Below are 14,136 nucleotides of genomic sequence, written 5' to 3'. Positions count from 1 at the left end.
CTCGGCACAGCCCGTTTCGCGCCCACGCACAACCTGTCGCTTTCGGCGCATGAACTGCGCGTTCCTGGCCCGGGGACGCCGTCGGTCAAAGCCGGGAAACGGCTGAAGGCCCCCGCTTCGCGGAGGCCTTCATATCGTGAGGGTGGACCTGAGGGGACTCGAACCCCTGACCCCCTGCATGCCATGCAGGTGCGCTACCAGCTGCGCCACAGGCCCTCAGTCACCCGTCCGGGCAACTCATTCAGCTTACAACACGGATGAGTCGTGAGCGAAATCAGCCCGGTCACTCCGGGCGCGTCGGCACCGGCAGGTCGATGGGGACGATCGGGCAGTCCTTCCATAGGCGCTCGAGTCCGTAGAAGACGCGCTCCTGCTCGTGGAAGACGTGCACGACGAGGTCGCCGAAGTCGAGCAGGATCCAGCGCGACTCCTCGCGGCCCTCACGGCGCAGACGCTTGACGCCGTGCTCGAGCAGCTGTTCCTCGATCTCGTCGGCGATCGCGGCCACGTTGCGCTCGTTGCGCCCCGTCACGAGCAGGAAGATGTCGACAAGGGGCAGCGGCTCCGAGACGTCGAGGGCCACGAGATCCTCGCCGCCCTTCGCGTCGGCCGCGCGCGCGGCGATCTGCAGCACCTCGACGGATGCGTCGGTGAGGGTCATGAGAAGAGTCCTGTCGAAACGGCGAACACCAGCACGCCGACCAGCGCGAGTGCGAGCGCACCGGCGGTGATGGCGAGCACGAGCATGAGGCGACTGCCCTTTTCGGGCGCCGGCGGACGAATGATCTCGTCCGCGCTCTTGATGGTGCTGATCGCGGCGCTGGCCGCGATGGGAGTGGGAGAGGATGCGGGCGGCAACTCGCCGTCCACGAGAACCGCGTCGGCTTCCTTGCCGTCGGTGGTGCCGGGCGCGTGGCCGCGCGAGCCGAGCCCCTCGGGCAGCGCGAAGGTGCCGGTGATGAGCACCTCCCCGGTCGCCGCGATGGGAGACGTGAACGCATCCGCCGACGGCGTCTGCGAGAGGATCAGAGCGTTCGGCGTGGCAATGCTGCCCGTCGAGCCCTCCCGCGTGAGCAGGTGGTCGAAGGATGGCGGGAGCGCGACCTCGGGCACGCCGGTCTCGAGCAACGCGGAGCCGAGCTGCGGAGAAACCACGGGCGCGGGCTGATCGGCCAGAGCCGCCTCGGCCGCGGCCAGCGGCGTTTCATCTGCCGGTCGCTCATCCGCGTTCGGGGTGAACAGCGCCGTCATCCCACCGGTGTCCGGAGCCGATGAGTCCTCGTCGGCCGGCTTCACCGTCGACGCCTGCGCCTCGGCGGCGGTGTCGGTCGTGATCACCGGCACCGACGCTGTGCGGATGCGTTCCTGCTCGCGCGCCTGACGGCGGGTGAGTGGCGAGACGCCCAGGTCGACGCTGGCATCCGCTCGCGGGGCGGGCGGGACGATGGCGGGCGCGGCGGCGCGCGGAAGCGGGGCGGCAGGCTCGGGCTTGGGCTCTGGCGCGCTGGCGGGAGCGTCCTGCGGGTTCTGGATCGGGGTCGATCCGGTGTTGCGCAGGTCGCGCATCTGGCGCCGGGTCAGCGGCGGAGTGCTGGGCTGGTCAGGGTCGCTCATGCCTTACTCCGGTAGAGGTGGTGCTTCGCAATGTACTGGACGACTCCATCCGGAACGAGGTACCACACCGGTTGTCCGTTGTGCACGCGGTTCCGACAGTCCGTCGAAGAGATGGCCAGGGCAGGGATCTCGAGCAGACTCACGTTCTTGCTCGGTAGTCCGGCCGCCGATAGCGGGTGCCCGGGCCGGGAGACCGCCACGAAATGGGCGAGGTCCCACAATTCATCATGGTCCCTCCAGCTGAGAATCTGCGCCACGGCATCGGCTCCCGTGATGAAGAAGAGCTCAGCATCCGGACGCTGGGCTTGGAGGTCACGGAGGGTGTCGATCGTGTACGTCGGCCCGGAGCGGTCGATGTCGACCCTGCTCACGCTGAAGTCGGGGTTCGAGGCGGTGGCGATCACTGTCATCAAGTAGCGATGCTCACTCTCAGTGACCTGAGACTTCTGCCACGGCTCGCCAGTGGGCACGAAGATGACCTCGTCGAGGTCGAAGGATGCGGCGACTTCGCTCGCCGCGACGAGGTGACCGTGATGAACCGGGTCGAAGGTGCCGCCCATCACCCCGATGCGCGGCGCTCGACCTGCGCTCATCTGCCCGAGAGTCAGTGGCCGTGTCCGCGCGGCTCGAGATCGGCTGCGTGCTTCTTGGCGTACGCCTCCGCCTTGTGCGCGTGACGGTTGGCGACGTTGCGGTACGAGAGAGTCACGAGCGCGAGAGCGGTGAAGACGATGAGCGCGATGATCCCGTATCCGACGGTCTCCGCGGCGACGTTACCGTGGTGCTCGGCCTCCTCGGCGACAAGGGTGAGGAAGGGGGCGAGGCTCATCGGTTCTCCGATCGATCGGTGGGGCGCACGGGCGCTCCCAGCTTAGTCTGTCAGCCGCGTACCTGCCCGGAGCCACGGACGACCCACTTGGAGCTCGTGAGCTCACGCAGACCCATGGGACCTCGGGCGTGCAGCTTCTGGGTGGAGATGCCCACCTCGGCGCCGAACCCGAACTCGCCGCCGTCGGTGAAGCGCGTGGAGGCGTTCGCCATGACGACCGCGGAATCGACCTCGGCCAGGAAGCGTTCAGCGCTGCCCTCGTCGTCGGTGATGATCGACTCGGTGTGGTGCGTCGAGTAGCGCCGGATGTGATCGAGCGCCGCATCCAGATCGTCGACGACGCGCATCGCGATATCGAGGCTCAGGTACTCCGCCTCCCAGTCCTGCTCGTCGGCGGGGACGATGTCGGACGCGAACTGCGCCACCGTCTCGTCGCCGTGCACGGTCACGCCGGCCTGCTGCAGCGCCGCCACGACAGGACCGACGACACGAGGCGCGGCCGCGCGGTGAACGAGGACCGTCTCGGCCGCGTTGCAGACGCTGGGACGCTGCGCCTTGGCGTTCACCACGATGGCTTCGGCCCGCTCGAGCGGTGCGCTCTCGTCGAGGTAGACGTGCACGACGCCCGCGCCGGTCTCGATGACCGGCACGGTCGATTCGGTCACAACGGTCTCGATCAGCTGCGCGCTGCCCCGGGGAACGAGCACGTCGACGATGCCACGGGCATGCATAAGCTCGGTGGCGCCGGCACGGCCGAAGGCGTCGAGCGTCTGGATAGCCTCTGGGTCGACGCCCTCGTACGTCAGCGCGCGGCGCATGGCGCTCACGAGAGCCGCGTTGCTGAGCTCGGCGGCGGTCCCGCCGCGCAGCACGACAGCGTTGCCGGAGCGCAGCGCGAGAGCCGCGATATCGACGGTCACGTTCGGCCGTGCTTCGTAGATCGAGCCGACCACACCGAAGGGGACGGAGATCTTCTGGAGGTTCAGGCCGTTCTCGAGAGTCTTCTCCTCGAGAAGTCGGCCGACCGGGTCCGGCAGCAGGGCGACCTCCCGCACGGCCTGGGCGAGAGCGTGCACGCGCGCGGCGTCGAGAGCCAGGCGGTCCAGCAGCGCGGCGGAGAGCCCCTGCTCGCGCCCGCGATCGAGGTCCTCACCGTTGGCGGCGACGATCTCGTCCGTCGCAGCCTCCAGCGCATCGGCGATGCGATGGAGAAGGCTGCTCTTCTGCCGGTCCGAGAGCCGTGCGATCTCGCGCGAGGCGGTCTTCGCGAGCAGCATCCGCTCGCCTGCGGTGACGGTCGTCAGACTCATCCGCTCAGTTTAGCGACGCGTCAGGACCGGTCCGGTCAACGGATGCTCGACGGGATGCGGGTTCGGAGCGAACCACGTGCCGACCTCGCCGCCGCCGAGCGCGGACTCGACCAGGTCGATGCTCGTCACCAGGACCGCGACGCCGGCGGCCGCTGCGAGCCGCGCGGCCGAGACCTTCGTCGCCGCTCCCCCGGTGCCGACGCTGTTCACGACGACGGAGCCGAACTCGTAGCCCGACAGATCGTCTCCGTAGGGCACCTCGGCGATCGGTCGGGCGCCGGGCTCGTCCGGGGGCCGCGTGTAGAGACAGGCGATGTCGCTGAGCAGCACGAGTGCGTCGGCGCTGATCAGCTGGGCGACGAGCGCCGCGAGACGGTCATTGTCGCCGAAGCGGATCTCGTGCGTGGCGACCGTGTCGTTCTCGTTGACGATCGGCAGGATGCGCAGCCCGAGGAGACGCTCCATGGCCCGGCGGGCATTCGAGCGGTGGGTCGGGTTCTCGAGGTCGCCCGCGGTCAGCAGCACCTGTCCCGCGACCACCGCGAAGGGACGCAGCGCCTCCTGGTAGCGGTAGACGAGGATGTTCTGGCCCACCGCTGCGGCTGCCTGCTGCGTCGCGAGGTCGGAGGGCCGGGCATCGAGCGCCAGGAAAGGCATCCCGGTCGCGATCGCCCCCGACGACACCAGGACGACCTCAGTACCACGGCCGTGAGCGGCGGCGAGAGCCTCCACGAGGGGCTGGATGTTCGCCGCGTTGTCGCCGCTGATCGACGACGAGCCCACCTTGACGACGAGACGCCTGGCCGCGGGCAGGTCGGCGCGTGAGCTCACGCTCACTCGTCGCCCTCGCGGATGCGCTCCGCCTCCAGCTCGGCGCGTGCAGCGGCTTTCGCGTCCATCCGCTCGTGATAGCGCTCGCGTCGCTGGTTGGTCGTTCGGCGCCCGTCGAGGTTGAAGCGCGGGTCGGTGCCACGCGGCGCCGTCATGAGCTCCGCGGCGGACGATAGCGACGGATGCCAGTCGAACACCACGCTGTCACCCTCACCGATGACGACGGTCGCCCCCGGAGTGGCTCCGGCGCGGAACAATTCGTCCTCGACGCCGAGCTTGTCGAGGCGGTCGGCGAGGAAGCCGACGGCCTCTTCGTTCTGGAAGTCCGTCTGCTGCACCCACCGCACCGGCTTCTCACCGAGAACGCGGTACACCGGGCCGTAGGTGCCCCCCTCGACCCGGACCGAGAACTCCTTCTCCGAGCCCTTGGGCCGGATGATGATGCGCTCGGGCGCGGGCGCCGCGGCGACCTCGGCACGGTGCTTCTCGACGATCTCGCCGAGCGCGAAGGTGAGCTCTCGCAGACCCGCGCGACTCACCGTCGAGATCTCGAACACGCGATAGCCGCGCTCCTCGAGATCGGGACGCACGAGGTCCGCGAGGTCGCGCGCCTCGGGCACGTCGACCTTGTTCAGCGCGACGACCTGCGGGCGTTCCAGGAGCGGAACCTGGCCCTCGGGCACCTCGTAAGCGGCGAGCTCGGCGAGGATCACGTCGAGATCGGACAACGGATCGCGACCGGGCTCCAGTGTGGCGCAGTCGAGCACGTGGACCAGCGCGGTGCACCGTTCGACGTGACGCAGGAACTCGAGTCCGAGTCCGCGGCCGTCGCTGGCACCCTCGATGAGCCCGGGCACGTCGGCGACCGTGAAGCGCACGTCGCCGGCCTGTACGACACCGAGGTTCGGGTGCAGCGTAGTGAAAGGGTAGTCGGCGATCTTCGGGCGCGCCGCCGAAACCGCGGCGATGAGACTCGACTTGCCTGCGGAGGGGTAGCCCACCAGTGCGACGTCGGCGACCGTCTTCAGCTCGAGTCGGACATCGCCTTCCCAGCCGGGGGTGCCCAGGAGCGCAAAGCCGGGGGCCTTGCGCTTGGTCGTGGCGAGCGCCGCGTTGCCGAGTCCGCCACGTCCGCCGGGTGCGACGACGAAACGGATGCCGGGCTCCACCATGTCGGCGAGGACCGTGCCGTCCTCGTCCTTCACGACCGTGCCGACCGGAACGGGCAGCTCGACCGGCTCCCCCATCGCACCGGAGCGGTTGTCGCCCATCCCGAAGCCGCCGTTCTCGGCGGTGCGATGCGGCGAGTGATGGTACGACAGGAGCGTGGTCACCTGGGGGTCGGCGACGAGGATGATGTCTCCGCCGTTACCTCCGTTGCCACCATCGGGGCCTGCGAGCGGCTTGAACTTCTCACGGCGCACCGACACGCAGCCATTGCCGCCCTTGCCCGCGCGCAGGTGAAGCGTCACTCGATCGACGAACGTGACCATGTGGGCGCCCTCCTGGATATGAAGCGAGGGGCGGGCCGAAGCCCGCCCCTCGCCGACGTCTGCGTGTGACGGCGGATTACTCCGCGGCGCCCACGATGTTGACGACCTTGCGGCCGCCCTTGGTGCCGAACTGCACGGCACCGGCCGACAGCGCGAACAGCGTGTCGTCGCCACCGCGGCCGACATTCGCGCCCGGGTGGAAGTGCGTGCCGCGCTGACGGACGATGATCTCGCCCGCGTTGACGACCTGGCCGCCGAAGCGCTTCACGCCGAGGCGCTGTGCGTTCGAGTCACGACCGTTACGAGTCGAGCTCGCGCCCTTTTTGTGTGCCATTTCTTCGCCTCTTCCTGGACTTACTTGATGCCGGTGACCTTGACGCGCGTGAGGTCCTGACGGTGCCCCTGGCGCTTCTTGTAACCGGTCTTGTTCTTGAACTTCTGGATCACGATCTTCGGGCCGCGCTCCTCACCGAGGACCTCGGCGGTGACCGTCACCTTGGCGAGCTTCGCCGCGTCGGTCGTGACCGCGTCGCCGTCGACGAGCAGGACGGCCGGCAGCTCGAGGGTCTCGCCGATCTTCGCCTGCTGGCGGTCGAGAACGACGATCGTGCCGACCTCGACCTTTTCCTGCCGGCCGCCGGCGCGCACAACTGCGTAAACCACTTCACACCTGTTTCGTCTTGGGAGCGCTCGGCTCCGATTGTCTGGAGGGACTCCGCCAGGGGCGGAGAAGTCCGGTGATGCATCGACTCGCACATCGTCAAGCCGGGTGCCCAGCGATAGGGCGACGCACCAAAGGAAGAGTTTACCCGATCGAGGGCCGAGGTGGCAAAAGGAGACGGAGCGCGTGTCGCGCGAGCCCGGACGCCCTGGACAGCGCCCTACGATCGTCGGATGGCGATCCTCATCGACGACCCGCGCTGGCCCGCTCATGGCCGTCTGTGGTCGCACCTCATCAGCGACAGCGATCTCGATGAACTCCACGCCTTCGCTGCCGCCAACGGGATCCCCCGGCGCGGCTTCGATCTCGATCATTACGACGTCCCGGATGACGCGCACGAGCGCCTCGTGTCCGCCGGGGCGCACGCGGTCGACGGTCACACGCTCGTTCGAGCCTTGATCGGCTCAGGACTGCGCGTCACCGCCCGCGAACGCCGCGGACGGTGACGCCGGGCTCACTCGCCGTCGGGAACGTGGACGACCGGAGTGCCGGTAAGCGCGGCGGTCGTCACGCGGCGACGTCCACGTCCTTGCCCCGGAGCCTTCGGCTCGGGTAGCGCGTCCAGGACGGAGTCGAGCAGCAGCTCCTTCTCAGACTTGGGCTTGGCCTCGTGGCGCGGCTTCTTGCGCTTCGCGCGAGGGCGCTCCTCCACCTGCTCGACGACCTCGACCGACGCGACCGAGACCTCGACGTCGGAGACCATCGCCTCCTCGGAACCGGGGTGGATCGTGGATGCGGCGATCTGAGCCAGAGCCGACTTCACCCCTGCGGTGATGACGTGCGCCTGACCCGCCGGGGCCTGCGGCGGCGTGTTCTGCCGCGAGCGACGCCCGTTGCCGTTGTTGTTGCCGCCGTTGCCGCTGCCGTTGCCGTTGCCGGTACCGCCGCGGTGCTTGACGACCGGGTCGTGGTGCACGATGACCCCGCGACCGGCGCAGACCTCGCAGGCCTCACTGAAGGTCTCGAGCAGGCCGAGGCCCAGCTTCTTGCGGGTCATCTGCACGAGGCCGAGCGAGGTGACCTCGGCGACCTGGTGCTTCGTGCGGTCGCGGCTCAGGCACTCGATGAGTCGGCGCAACACGAGGTCGCGGTTGGACTCGAGCACCATGTCGATGAAGTCGACGACGATGATGCCGCCGATGTCGCGCAGCCGCAGCTGTCGGACGATCTCCTCCGCCGCCTCGAGGTTGTTCTTGGTGACCGTCTCCTCGAGGTTGCCGCCGGAGCCGACGAACTTCCCGGTGTTGACGTCGACGACCGTCATCGCCTCGGTGCGGTCGATGACGAGCGAACCGCCGGAGGGCAGCCAGACCTTCCGGTCGAGCGCCTTCTCGATCTGCTCGGTGACGCGGAAGTCGTCGAACGGGTCTCCCCCGCCGTCGTAACGCTCGACGCGCTCCAGCAGGTCGGGCGCCACTGCCTCGAGGTAACCCTCGATGGTGTGCTGCGCCTCCTCGCCCTGGATGAGCATCTTCGTGAAGTCCTCGTTGAAGACGTCGCGCACGATCTTCACGAGCAGGTCGGGCTCGGAGTGCAGCAGAGCCGGCGCCTGGACGGACTCGTTCTGGCGGCTGATGTGCTCCCACTGCGCGGTGAGTCGCTGCACATCGCGCGTCAGCTGTTCCTCGGTCGCACCCTCGGCCGCGGTACGCACGATGACGCCGGCGGACTCGGGGAGCACCTCCTTGAGGATGCGCTTGAGGCGCGCGCGCTCGGTGTCGGGGAGCTTGCGGGAGATGCCGTTCATCGCGCCACCGGGCACGTATACGAGGTACCGACCGGGCAGCGAGATCTGGCTGGTGAGACGCGCGCCCTTGTGCCCCACGGGATCCTTTGTGACCTGCACCAGCACCTTGTCGCCGCTCTTGAGCGCGAGCTCGATACGTCGCGGCTGGTTGCCGGTCTCCACCGCATCCCAGTCGACCTCACCTGAGTAGAGGACGGCGTTGCGGCCACGACCGATGTCAACGAAGGCCGCCTCCATGCTGGGCAGCACGTTCTGCACGCGACCGAGGTACACGTTGCCGATGAGCGACGCGTCCTGATTGCGCGCCACGTAGTGCTCGACGAGGACGTTGTCCTCGAGCACGGCGATCTGGATGCGGCCGTTCTTCGAGCGCACGACCATCACCCGGTCGACGGCCTCGCGGCGCGCGAGGAACTCCGCCTCCGTCACGACCGGGCGGCGCCGTCCGGCGTCACGACCGTCGCGACGGCGCTGCTTCTTGGCCTCGAGCCGAGTCGAGCCCTTGATGCGCTGCGGCTCCGTGATGACCTCGACGGCCCGCTGACGCGGCGGGCGAGCGGACTGGCCGCTGTCAGCGTCATCGCGCTCCGACCCGCGCCGCCGACCGCGGCGGCGGCTCGACGACGACGGCGTGTCCTCGTCCTCCGGCTCCGGGAGGGCCGGGAGCGGCACGACTTCGGGGGCGTAGAAGTGCAGCTGGGTGGAGACGGCCGACACGAAGACCTCGGGCAGCAGTCCGAGCGAGACGGCCGTGACGGGACCCGATTTCTCCTCGGGCTCCTCCGGCTTCTCGTCGACGACCGCGGCCGGCTCCTCAGCAGCAGCGACGGACTCCTCGACGGCGGCGACCGACTCGTCGGATGCGGGCTCCGCCGCAACCGTGGTCGACTCATCCATCGTCGAGTCGGCGGGCGCGGCGTCAGCTGACGGGGCTGCGTCGGCGGAAGCCTCCGCTGCGTCAGCGGGCTGCTCGGCAACCGCATCCCCATCGGCGTCGCTCACTGCCACGGCCGCTTCGGGCGCGCCGGCTGCGTCCGCAGCCTGCGAGACCTCACCGGGCGGCTCTTCCGCCGCAGCAGCAGCCTCGTCCACGGGGAACGTCAGCTGCTCATCGATCTGCTCATTGCGATCATCGGACTGGTTTGCGTCATCGGCCTTCACCGGCGTACTCCTCACCGGGGCGACACCGCGCGTCGCCCGGCAAAATCTCGTGCGGCGCCGCACCAGCGGTGCCGTCGGCTCATTCGGTCTGCAGCCGGCACACGGCACGGGCTGCGCGGGCGGTCATTGCCCGAAGTCTGCGTCGATGTCCCGAACAGCGCGGCCACGCAGGGCATCGTCGTCCATTATCGCACTTCCGGCGCCGATCCGTGTCAGGCGCGATGCCCGACCCGTCGTCACCCTCAGCGCGCGCATGAGAAGGCGGTGTCATAATCCGAACATGTCCGAGTCCCAGGCTCCCGCACGCCCGATCGCTCTGGCCATCTGGCTCATCCTCGCCGGAGTCGTCGGCTGGATCGCGGCATTCTCGCTCACGATCGAGCGCTTCCATCTCCTCGCCGACCCGAATGCCACCGCATCCTGCGACTTCAGCGTGCTCGTCCAGTGCACCGCCAACCTGCAGTCGTGGCAGGGCAGCGTGTTCGGATTCCCGAACCCGATCCTGGGCCTCACCGGCTGGGCCGCACCCGTCGTCGTCGGTGCGGCACTCCTCGCGGGCGCTCGCTTCAATCGCTGGTTCTGGTTGACCTTCTGGGCGGGCATGGCCTTCGCCTTCGCCTTCGTGTGCTGGCTCATCGGGCAGAGCATCTTCGCGCTCGGCACCCTCTGCCCCTGGTGCATGGTCACGTGGTCGGTGACGATCCCCTCGTTCTTCGCCGTGACCCTGCACGTGCTGCGCAATGGTGCCGTGCCGGTCAGCGACCGGATCCGGCAGATCGCGGGCTCCCTCGCCGCTTGGGTACCGCTCATGGCGGTCGCCGCGTACGCGGTCATCGCGGTGCTGGCCGAGACGCGCCTCCACGTGCTCGCCACGCTTGTCTGATCGGGGCGCTGTCCACAAGGGTTCCCGACGAACTCCTCCGGCTCGCTATGGTGATGGCGAGTCAGGGGAGGGAACTCGATGTCACTGGAAGCAGACAGCCTGGCCGCGCTCGAAGCGGCACGGATGCGCGTCATCGCACAGACCGAACGGGCGCGCACCGCGGCCCACGACGCGGCACGTATGGCCGACGACGTCCGCGACGCGCGGGCCAGCATCAACTCGGTCGGCCGTGAGGTCACCGTCACAGCCCGCGCCGGCGGTGCGATCGAACAGGTCGACATCGCGGCCGATGCATTCGACCTGGATGCCAGAACGCTGTCGCGTCTCGTGACCGACACCGTTCGTGAGGCGCAGCGCGCCGCGGCGGAGGTCGCATTGAACCGCATGGCCGAGTCGCTCGGCGCCGACTCCCCCGTCGTCGCACAGACACGCGAGCAGGTGCAGGCCCAGTTCGGCGCCGGCACCGAACTGCGGTGACACGATGCTGGATCGACTGACCGTCACCCCCATGCGCCTCGCAACGGCGGCCACCAACATCAAGGCCGCCGCCGACGCGATCGATGCCATCCTCGAGCAGCTCGACGAAGACGCCAAGACCCTTCGGGCCGAATGGTCGGGTGAGGCGCAGATCGCGTTCGACGCCTCGCGGCTCCGCTTCTCGGACTCTATGGAGACCCGAGCCGAGACAGTCCGCTCGATCTGCACGGCACTGGAAAAGCTCGCGGACGGATACTCGCGCTTGGATCTCGAGAGCGCTCGTGCCCTGGGGGCGGCATCATGACCGAGGCGGCGAACCAACGGATCATCCTCGACGGCGAGGTAATGAACGCTCAGGTGCGCACGCTTCGCGACGCGTCTCGGACCTTCTCCGCCGTGTCCGGGAAGATCGACGCGCCACTATCCGGCGATGCATTCGGCCTGCTGAGCCAGGGCATCCTCGTTCCCGCGGTCCAGGCCCTCGCCGGGCGTTCGCGCGAGTTGCTCACCAGCGCCCGAGAGCTCACCGACAAGATGGCCGACGGCACCGAAACAGCGCTGAAGGGCTTCTCTGAACTCGAGCAGGACGCCACGGACGCCTTCAACAAGGGAGACGAGTCGTGAGCGGCGCCGCAGCCATCGCGGGCGAACTCCGCAGCGGCGGATGGGCGGGTGGTCTTCCCGCCTCAGGTCCCGGCGGTGACGCCTGCGCCCAGATCCCGGGCTTCGCCGGACTCCTTCTGCAATACGTCCAGCCGCTGCGCGAGCTGTTCGACCAGCTCCTGGGCAACTCGGCCGAGGTCGCGGGCTTCGCCGCGACGTGGGAGGACTCCGCCAACGAGCTCGCGCCGCTCGCGCCGCAGTTCACGAGCGCCCGCAATGCGCTCGCGGAACTCGACGGCCGAACCGTGCGGGCCCTGCGCGAGCGGTACGAGGACCTGTCGGTCGTCGCCACCGACGCGGCGGAATGGACCTCCGCCACTGCGGGCGCGCTGCGGCTCGCAGCCCGCATCGTCGATGCAACGCGCTCGTTCGTGTGCGACCTGCTGGTGCGCCTCTCGCGTTTCGCCGACGAGCTGTTCTCGTTCACGCTCAACCCGTTCGAGGCTGCCGACCGGATCAAGAACTTCGCGGAGTCGGCCTACGAGCTCGTCCAGGCGGGGAGTCGCCTCGTCAACGACCTGCTGGAGGCGCTGTTCGCACTCGCATCCCTGATCCAGCGCCTGATGCCGCTGATCGCCGAGGCTCTCGCCGGTCTCCAGGAGATCATCGCGCAGATGATGCCCATGATCGGCCTGCTCAACGGCGGTCTGGTGGGGATGATCCTGGGTGGTGCGGCGGAGAACTTCCTCCAGAAGAACGCCGACGTCGAGGAGCTCGATCCCTCGACACTGAGTGGCGACGCGCGGCAGGCGTGGGAGGACTCGCAGGGTGTCACCGAGCTGAACTCGCTCGCCGATCTGGTCGGCGTCAACGGCACCACAGACAAGATGGGCGGCGCCGACGCATCGGTGATCGACATCAAACGCGTGGTCGGTCCGGACGGCACCGAGCACTGGGTCGTCTCGCTGCCATCGACGCAGGATTGGCAGTTCGGCCCCGACACAGGAGCGCTCAACGATCGCGATTCGAACGTGGCCCTGATGCTCGACAATCCCTTGTTTAAGACGGTCTACGAACGTGCGGTACTCGAGGCGATGCAGGACGCCGGCATATCGCCGGGGGACGATGTCGTGCTCACAGGATTCAGCCAGGGCGGCATCATGGCCGCGAACCTGGCCTCCGATCCCACCTTCCCTTACAACACGATCGGTGTGGTTACCAACGGGTCACCGGTCGACACGTTCAACGTCCCCTCGAACATCCCGGTGTACGCGTTCCAGCACTTCGACGACGCGGTTCCGATGCTCGACGGAAATGCGTTCGACCCGACTCCGTCCAATGTGCACCGCGTGGTTCTCCCGCCCCAGGGAACCTGGGCGCCGAATCCCATCGCCGCTCACGACAACGACGCCTACACGGCGTCCGTGCGGGAGTGGGAGCAGCGATACCAGCAGATAAACGGCGGCCCACCGCCCGGGGTGGAGTTGTTCACCGGCGAGGTCGTGGACCACAGCGTCTTCACGGCTGCGGAGGGTCGATGAGCAAGCACCGACGCCGCCCACGGTCTCGGCCGGCGTTCCTGGTCGGCATCTTCGCCCTTCTGGCCGCGCTGACCGGCTGCGCCCAGCTGCCGTTCGCGGACGACTCGTTCGAACAGAAGATCCCCGCGGCCCTGCGCGAAGCGTCTTTCGCAGTGACGGACGCATGGGCGGAGAAGGGCGTCGACGGCTTCGTGACGTACCTCTCTGTCGGCCTCACCGTCGAAGACGAGGAGTTCACGTCGGCCCAATTGCGTGAGGTGCTGCGCATCGTCGCGGCCAACAACACCATCGGCGCATCGAAAGCCAGCTTCGCAGTCGAGCTCCCCTCGGGGGATCGGGTGGAACTCGAGCCCCTGTTCAATGAACTCGGCGTCACGGACGTGCGCGGATACGGGCGCACCATATCGTGGGACGACCTGGAGCGAGCCGCGGCCGAATGACCGACTGACCGTAGTGACGACGAAGCCCGCCCCTGCAGGGGCGGGCTTCGTCGTGAGAGCGGATGTCAGCCGAACCAGATGCCGAGCTCGCGAGCCGCGGATTCGGGGCTGTCGCTGCCGTGCACGAGGTTCTGCTGCACCTTCAGACCCCAGTCGCGACCGAAGTCGCCGCGGATCGTGCCGGGCGCGGCGGTGGTCGGGTCAGTCGTTCCGGCGAGAGACCGGAAGCCCTCGATGACGCGGTCGCCGGCGAGACGGATCGCGACCGACGGACCCGACATCATGAACTCGACGAGGGGCTCGTAGAACGGCTTGCCCTCGTGCTCGGCGTAGTGCTGTTCGAGGCGTCCCCGATCGGGCTCGACCAGGCGGAGGTCGACGAGCGCGTAGCCCTTCGCCTCGATGCGGGCGAGGATGGCGCCGGTGAGCCCGCGGGCCACACCGTCCGGCTTGACGAGGACGAGGGTTTCTTCGATGGCCATGGTG

18 protein-coding genes and 1 tRNA gene are annotated in these 14,136 nt (G+C 68.6%); 7 read left to right on the top strand and 12 right to left on the bottom strand.

The features are described from left to right. Positions 1-143: 143 nt before the first annotated feature. The 10 genes from ACYVJS_RS11530 to rplU all read right to left on the bottom strand — a co-directional run bounded on the left by ACYVJS_RS11530 (position 144) and on the right by rplU (position 6,740). A tRNA-Ala gene (locus tag ACYVJS_RS11530) sits at positions 144-216 on the bottom strand. A 67-nt stretch (positions 217-283) separates the two neighbouring features. Continuing rightward, the gene (gene rsfS, locus ACYVJS_RS11525; protein ID WP_344227874.1) at positions 284-661 is read right to left on the bottom strand and encodes a ribosome silencing factor; all 378 of its coding nucleotides are present in this window, start codon (positions 659-661) and stop codon (positions 284-286) included. Next, a complete protein-coding gene (locus ACYVJS_RS11520; RefSeq protein WP_460740073.1) occupies positions 658-1,614 on the bottom strand; it encodes a RodZ family helix-turn-helix domain-containing protein in 957 nt (318 codons plus the stop codon). Before ACYVJS_RS11520 ends, rsfS begins: the two co-directional genes overlap by 4 nt. After that, on the bottom strand, positions 1,611-2,207 hold the full coding sequence (gene nadD, locus ACYVJS_RS11515; protein ID WP_234073027.1) for a nicotinate-nucleotide adenylyltransferase: 597 nt from the start codon (positions 2,205-2,207) through the stop codon (positions 1,611-1,613). Before nadD ends, ACYVJS_RS11520 begins: the two co-directional genes overlap by 4 nt. An 11-nt stretch (positions 2,208-2,218) precedes the next feature. Continuing rightward, a complete protein-coding gene (locus ACYVJS_RS11510) occupies positions 2,219-2,443 on the bottom strand; it encodes a hypothetical protein (RefSeq protein ID WP_243228023.1) in 225 nt (74 codons plus the stop codon). Between the two features lie 50 nt (positions 2,444-2,493). After that, entirely contained in the window at positions 2,494-3,753 is a 1,260-nt protein-coding gene (locus tag ACYVJS_RS11505; RefSeq protein ID WP_460740071.1) for a glutamate-5-semialdehyde dehydrogenase, read from the bottom strand. A 9-nt stretch (positions 3,754-3,762) separates the two neighbouring features. Beyond that, entirely contained in the window at positions 3,763-4,590 is an 828-nt protein-coding gene (gene proB, locus ACYVJS_RS11500; protein ID WP_460740070.1) for a glutamate 5-kinase, read from the bottom strand. After that, the gene (gene obgE, locus ACYVJS_RS11495; protein ID WP_460740069.1) at positions 4,587-6,077 is read right to left on the bottom strand and encodes a GTPase ObgE; all 1,491 of its coding nucleotides are present in this window, start codon (positions 6,075-6,077) and stop codon (positions 4,587-4,589) included. Before obgE ends, proB begins: the two co-directional genes overlap by 4 nt. A 76-nt stretch (positions 6,078-6,153) precedes the next feature. Then, positions 6,154-6,411, bottom strand: a complete 258-nt coding sequence (gene rpmA / locus ACYVJS_RS11490; protein WP_137416800.1) for a 50S ribosomal protein L27 — start codon at positions 6,409-6,411, stop codon at positions 6,154-6,156. A gap of 20 nt (positions 6,412-6,431) precedes the next feature. Further along, the gene (gene rplU, locus ACYVJS_RS11485; protein WP_137416799.1) at positions 6,432-6,740 is read right to left on the bottom strand and encodes a 50S ribosomal protein L21; all 309 of its coding nucleotides are present in this window, start codon (positions 6,738-6,740) and stop codon (positions 6,432-6,434) included. 231 nt (positions 6,741-6,971) lie between these two features. On the opposite strand from rplU, the gene ACYVJS_RS11480 reads away from it, so the two are divergent. Further along, positions 6,972-7,244, top strand: a complete 273-nt coding sequence (locus ACYVJS_RS11480; RefSeq protein WP_460740068.1) for a DUF4031 domain-containing protein — start codon at positions 6,972-6,974, stop codon at positions 7,242-7,244. Between the two features lie 8 nt (positions 7,245-7,252). Here the strand turns inward: ACYVJS_RS11480 and ACYVJS_RS11475 are convergent, their stop codons facing one another. Continuing rightward, positions 7,253-9,706: an Rne/Rng family ribonuclease gene (locus tag ACYVJS_RS11475; protein WP_460740067.1), complete on the bottom strand. Its 2,454-nt coding sequence runs from the start codon at positions 9,704-9,706 to the stop codon at positions 7,253-7,255. Positions 9,707-9,986: 280 nt separating this feature from the next. Between ACYVJS_RS11475 and ACYVJS_RS11470 the strand changes: the two genes are divergently transcribed. The 6 genes from ACYVJS_RS11470 to ACYVJS_RS11445 all read left to right on the top strand — a co-directional run bounded on the left by ACYVJS_RS11470 (position 9,987) and on the right by ACYVJS_RS11445 (position 13,650). Next, positions 9,987-10,589 carry a vitamin K epoxide reductase family protein gene (locus tag ACYVJS_RS11470; RefSeq protein WP_460740066.1) on the top strand — a complete coding sequence of 201 codons (603 nt, stop codon included), beginning with the start codon at positions 9,987-9,989 and terminating at the stop codon, positions 10,587-10,589. A gap of 78 nt (positions 10,590-10,667) precedes the next feature. After that, a complete protein-coding gene (locus ACYVJS_RS11465; RefSeq protein ID WP_460740065.1) occupies positions 10,668-11,066 on the top strand; it encodes a YbaB/EbfC family nucleoid-associated protein in 399 nt (132 codons plus the stop codon). 4 nt (positions 11,067-11,070) lie between these two features. Continuing rightward, positions 11,071-11,370, top strand: a complete 300-nt coding sequence (locus tag ACYVJS_RS11460) for a WXG100 family type VII secretion target (protein WP_460740064.1) — start codon at positions 11,071-11,073, stop codon at positions 11,368-11,370. Next, entirely contained in the window at positions 11,367-11,690 is a 324-nt protein-coding gene (locus ACYVJS_RS11455; RefSeq protein ID WP_460740063.1) for a hypothetical protein, read from the top strand. Before ACYVJS_RS11460 ends, ACYVJS_RS11455 begins: the two co-directional genes overlap by 4 nt. After that, complete coding sequence (locus ACYVJS_RS11450) at positions 11,687-13,210, top strand: hypothetical protein (RefSeq protein ID WP_460740062.1); 1,524 nt, start codon at positions 11,687-11,689, stop codon at positions 13,208-13,210. Before ACYVJS_RS11455 ends, ACYVJS_RS11450 begins: the two co-directional genes overlap by 4 nt. Then, entirely contained in the window at positions 13,207-13,650 is a 444-nt protein-coding gene (locus ACYVJS_RS11445; RefSeq protein ID WP_460740061.1) for a hypothetical protein, read from the top strand. Before ACYVJS_RS11450 ends, ACYVJS_RS11445 begins: the two co-directional genes overlap by 4 nt. A 65-nt stretch (positions 13,651-13,715) precedes the next feature. Here ACYVJS_RS11445 and ndk read toward each other — a convergent pair whose 3' ends face one another. Next, positions 13,716-14,132 (bottom strand): nucleoside-diphosphate kinase, encoded by a 417-nt coding sequence (gene ndk, locus ACYVJS_RS11440; protein WP_243228034.1) that lies wholly within the window; start codon positions 14,130-14,132, stop codon positions 13,716-13,718. Between the last annotated feature and the right edge of the window lie 4 nt (positions 14,133-14,136).

The organism is Microbacterium neimengense (genome assembly GCF_054782995.1).
Note: the sequence above shows the minus strand (reverse complement) of the source record. Positions and strands in the feature narration are given on the sequence as shown.

Excerpts from the sequence above, each read along its gene's own strand:
- rsfS (WP_344227874.1), bottom strand. The coding sequence starts at position 661 with ATGACCCTCACCGACGCATCCGTCGAGGTGCTGCAGATCGCCGCGCGC.
- ACYVJS_RS11520 (WP_460740073.1), bottom strand. The coding sequence starts at position 1,614 with ATGAGCGACCCTGACCAGCCCAGCACTCCGCCGCTGACCCGGCGCCAG.
- nadD (WP_234073027.1), bottom strand. The coding sequence starts at position 2,207 with ATGAGCGCAGGTCGAGCGCCGCGCATCGGGGTGATGGGCGGCACCTTC.
- ACYVJS_RS11510 (WP_243228023.1), bottom strand. The coding sequence starts at position 2,443 with ATGAGCCTCGCCCCCTTCCTCACCCTTGTCGCCGAGGAGGCCGAGCAC.
- ACYVJS_RS11505 (WP_460740071.1), bottom strand. The coding sequence starts at position 3,753 with ATGAGTCTGACGACCGTCACCGCAGGCGAGCGGATGCTGCTCGCGAAG.
- obgE (WP_460740069.1), bottom strand. The coding sequence starts at position 6,077 with ATGGTCACGTTCGTCGATCGAGTGACGCTTCACCTGCGCGCGGGCAAG.
- rpmA (WP_137416800.1), bottom strand. The coding sequence starts at position 6,411 with ATGGCACACAAAAAGGGCGCGAGCTCGACTCGTAACGGTCGTGACTCG.
- ACYVJS_RS11480 (WP_460740068.1), top strand. The coding sequence starts at position 6,972 with ATGGCGATCCTCATCGACGACCCGCGCTGGCCCGCTCATGGCCGTCTG.
- ACYVJS_RS11470 (WP_460740066.1), top strand. The coding sequence starts at position 9,987 with ATGTCCGAGTCCCAGGCTCCCGCACGCCCGATCGCTCTGGCCATCTGG.
- ACYVJS_RS11465 (WP_460740065.1), top strand. The coding sequence starts at position 10,668 with ATGTCACTGGAAGCAGACAGCCTGGCCGCGCTCGAAGCGGCACGGATG.
- ACYVJS_RS11460 (WP_460740064.1), top strand. The coding sequence starts at position 11,071 with ATGCTGGATCGACTGACCGTCACCCCCATGCGCCTCGCAACGGCGGCC.
- ACYVJS_RS11455 (WP_460740063.1), top strand. The coding sequence starts at position 11,367 with ATGACCGAGGCGGCGAACCAACGGATCATCCTCGACGGCGAGGTAATG.
- ACYVJS_RS11445 (WP_460740061.1), top strand. The coding sequence starts at position 13,207 with ATGAGCAAGCACCGACGCCGCCCACGGTCTCGGCCGGCGTTCCTGGTC.
- ndk (WP_243228034.1), bottom strand. The coding sequence starts at position 14,132 with ATGGCCATCGAAGAAACCCTCGTCCTCGTCAAGCCGGACGGTGTGGCC.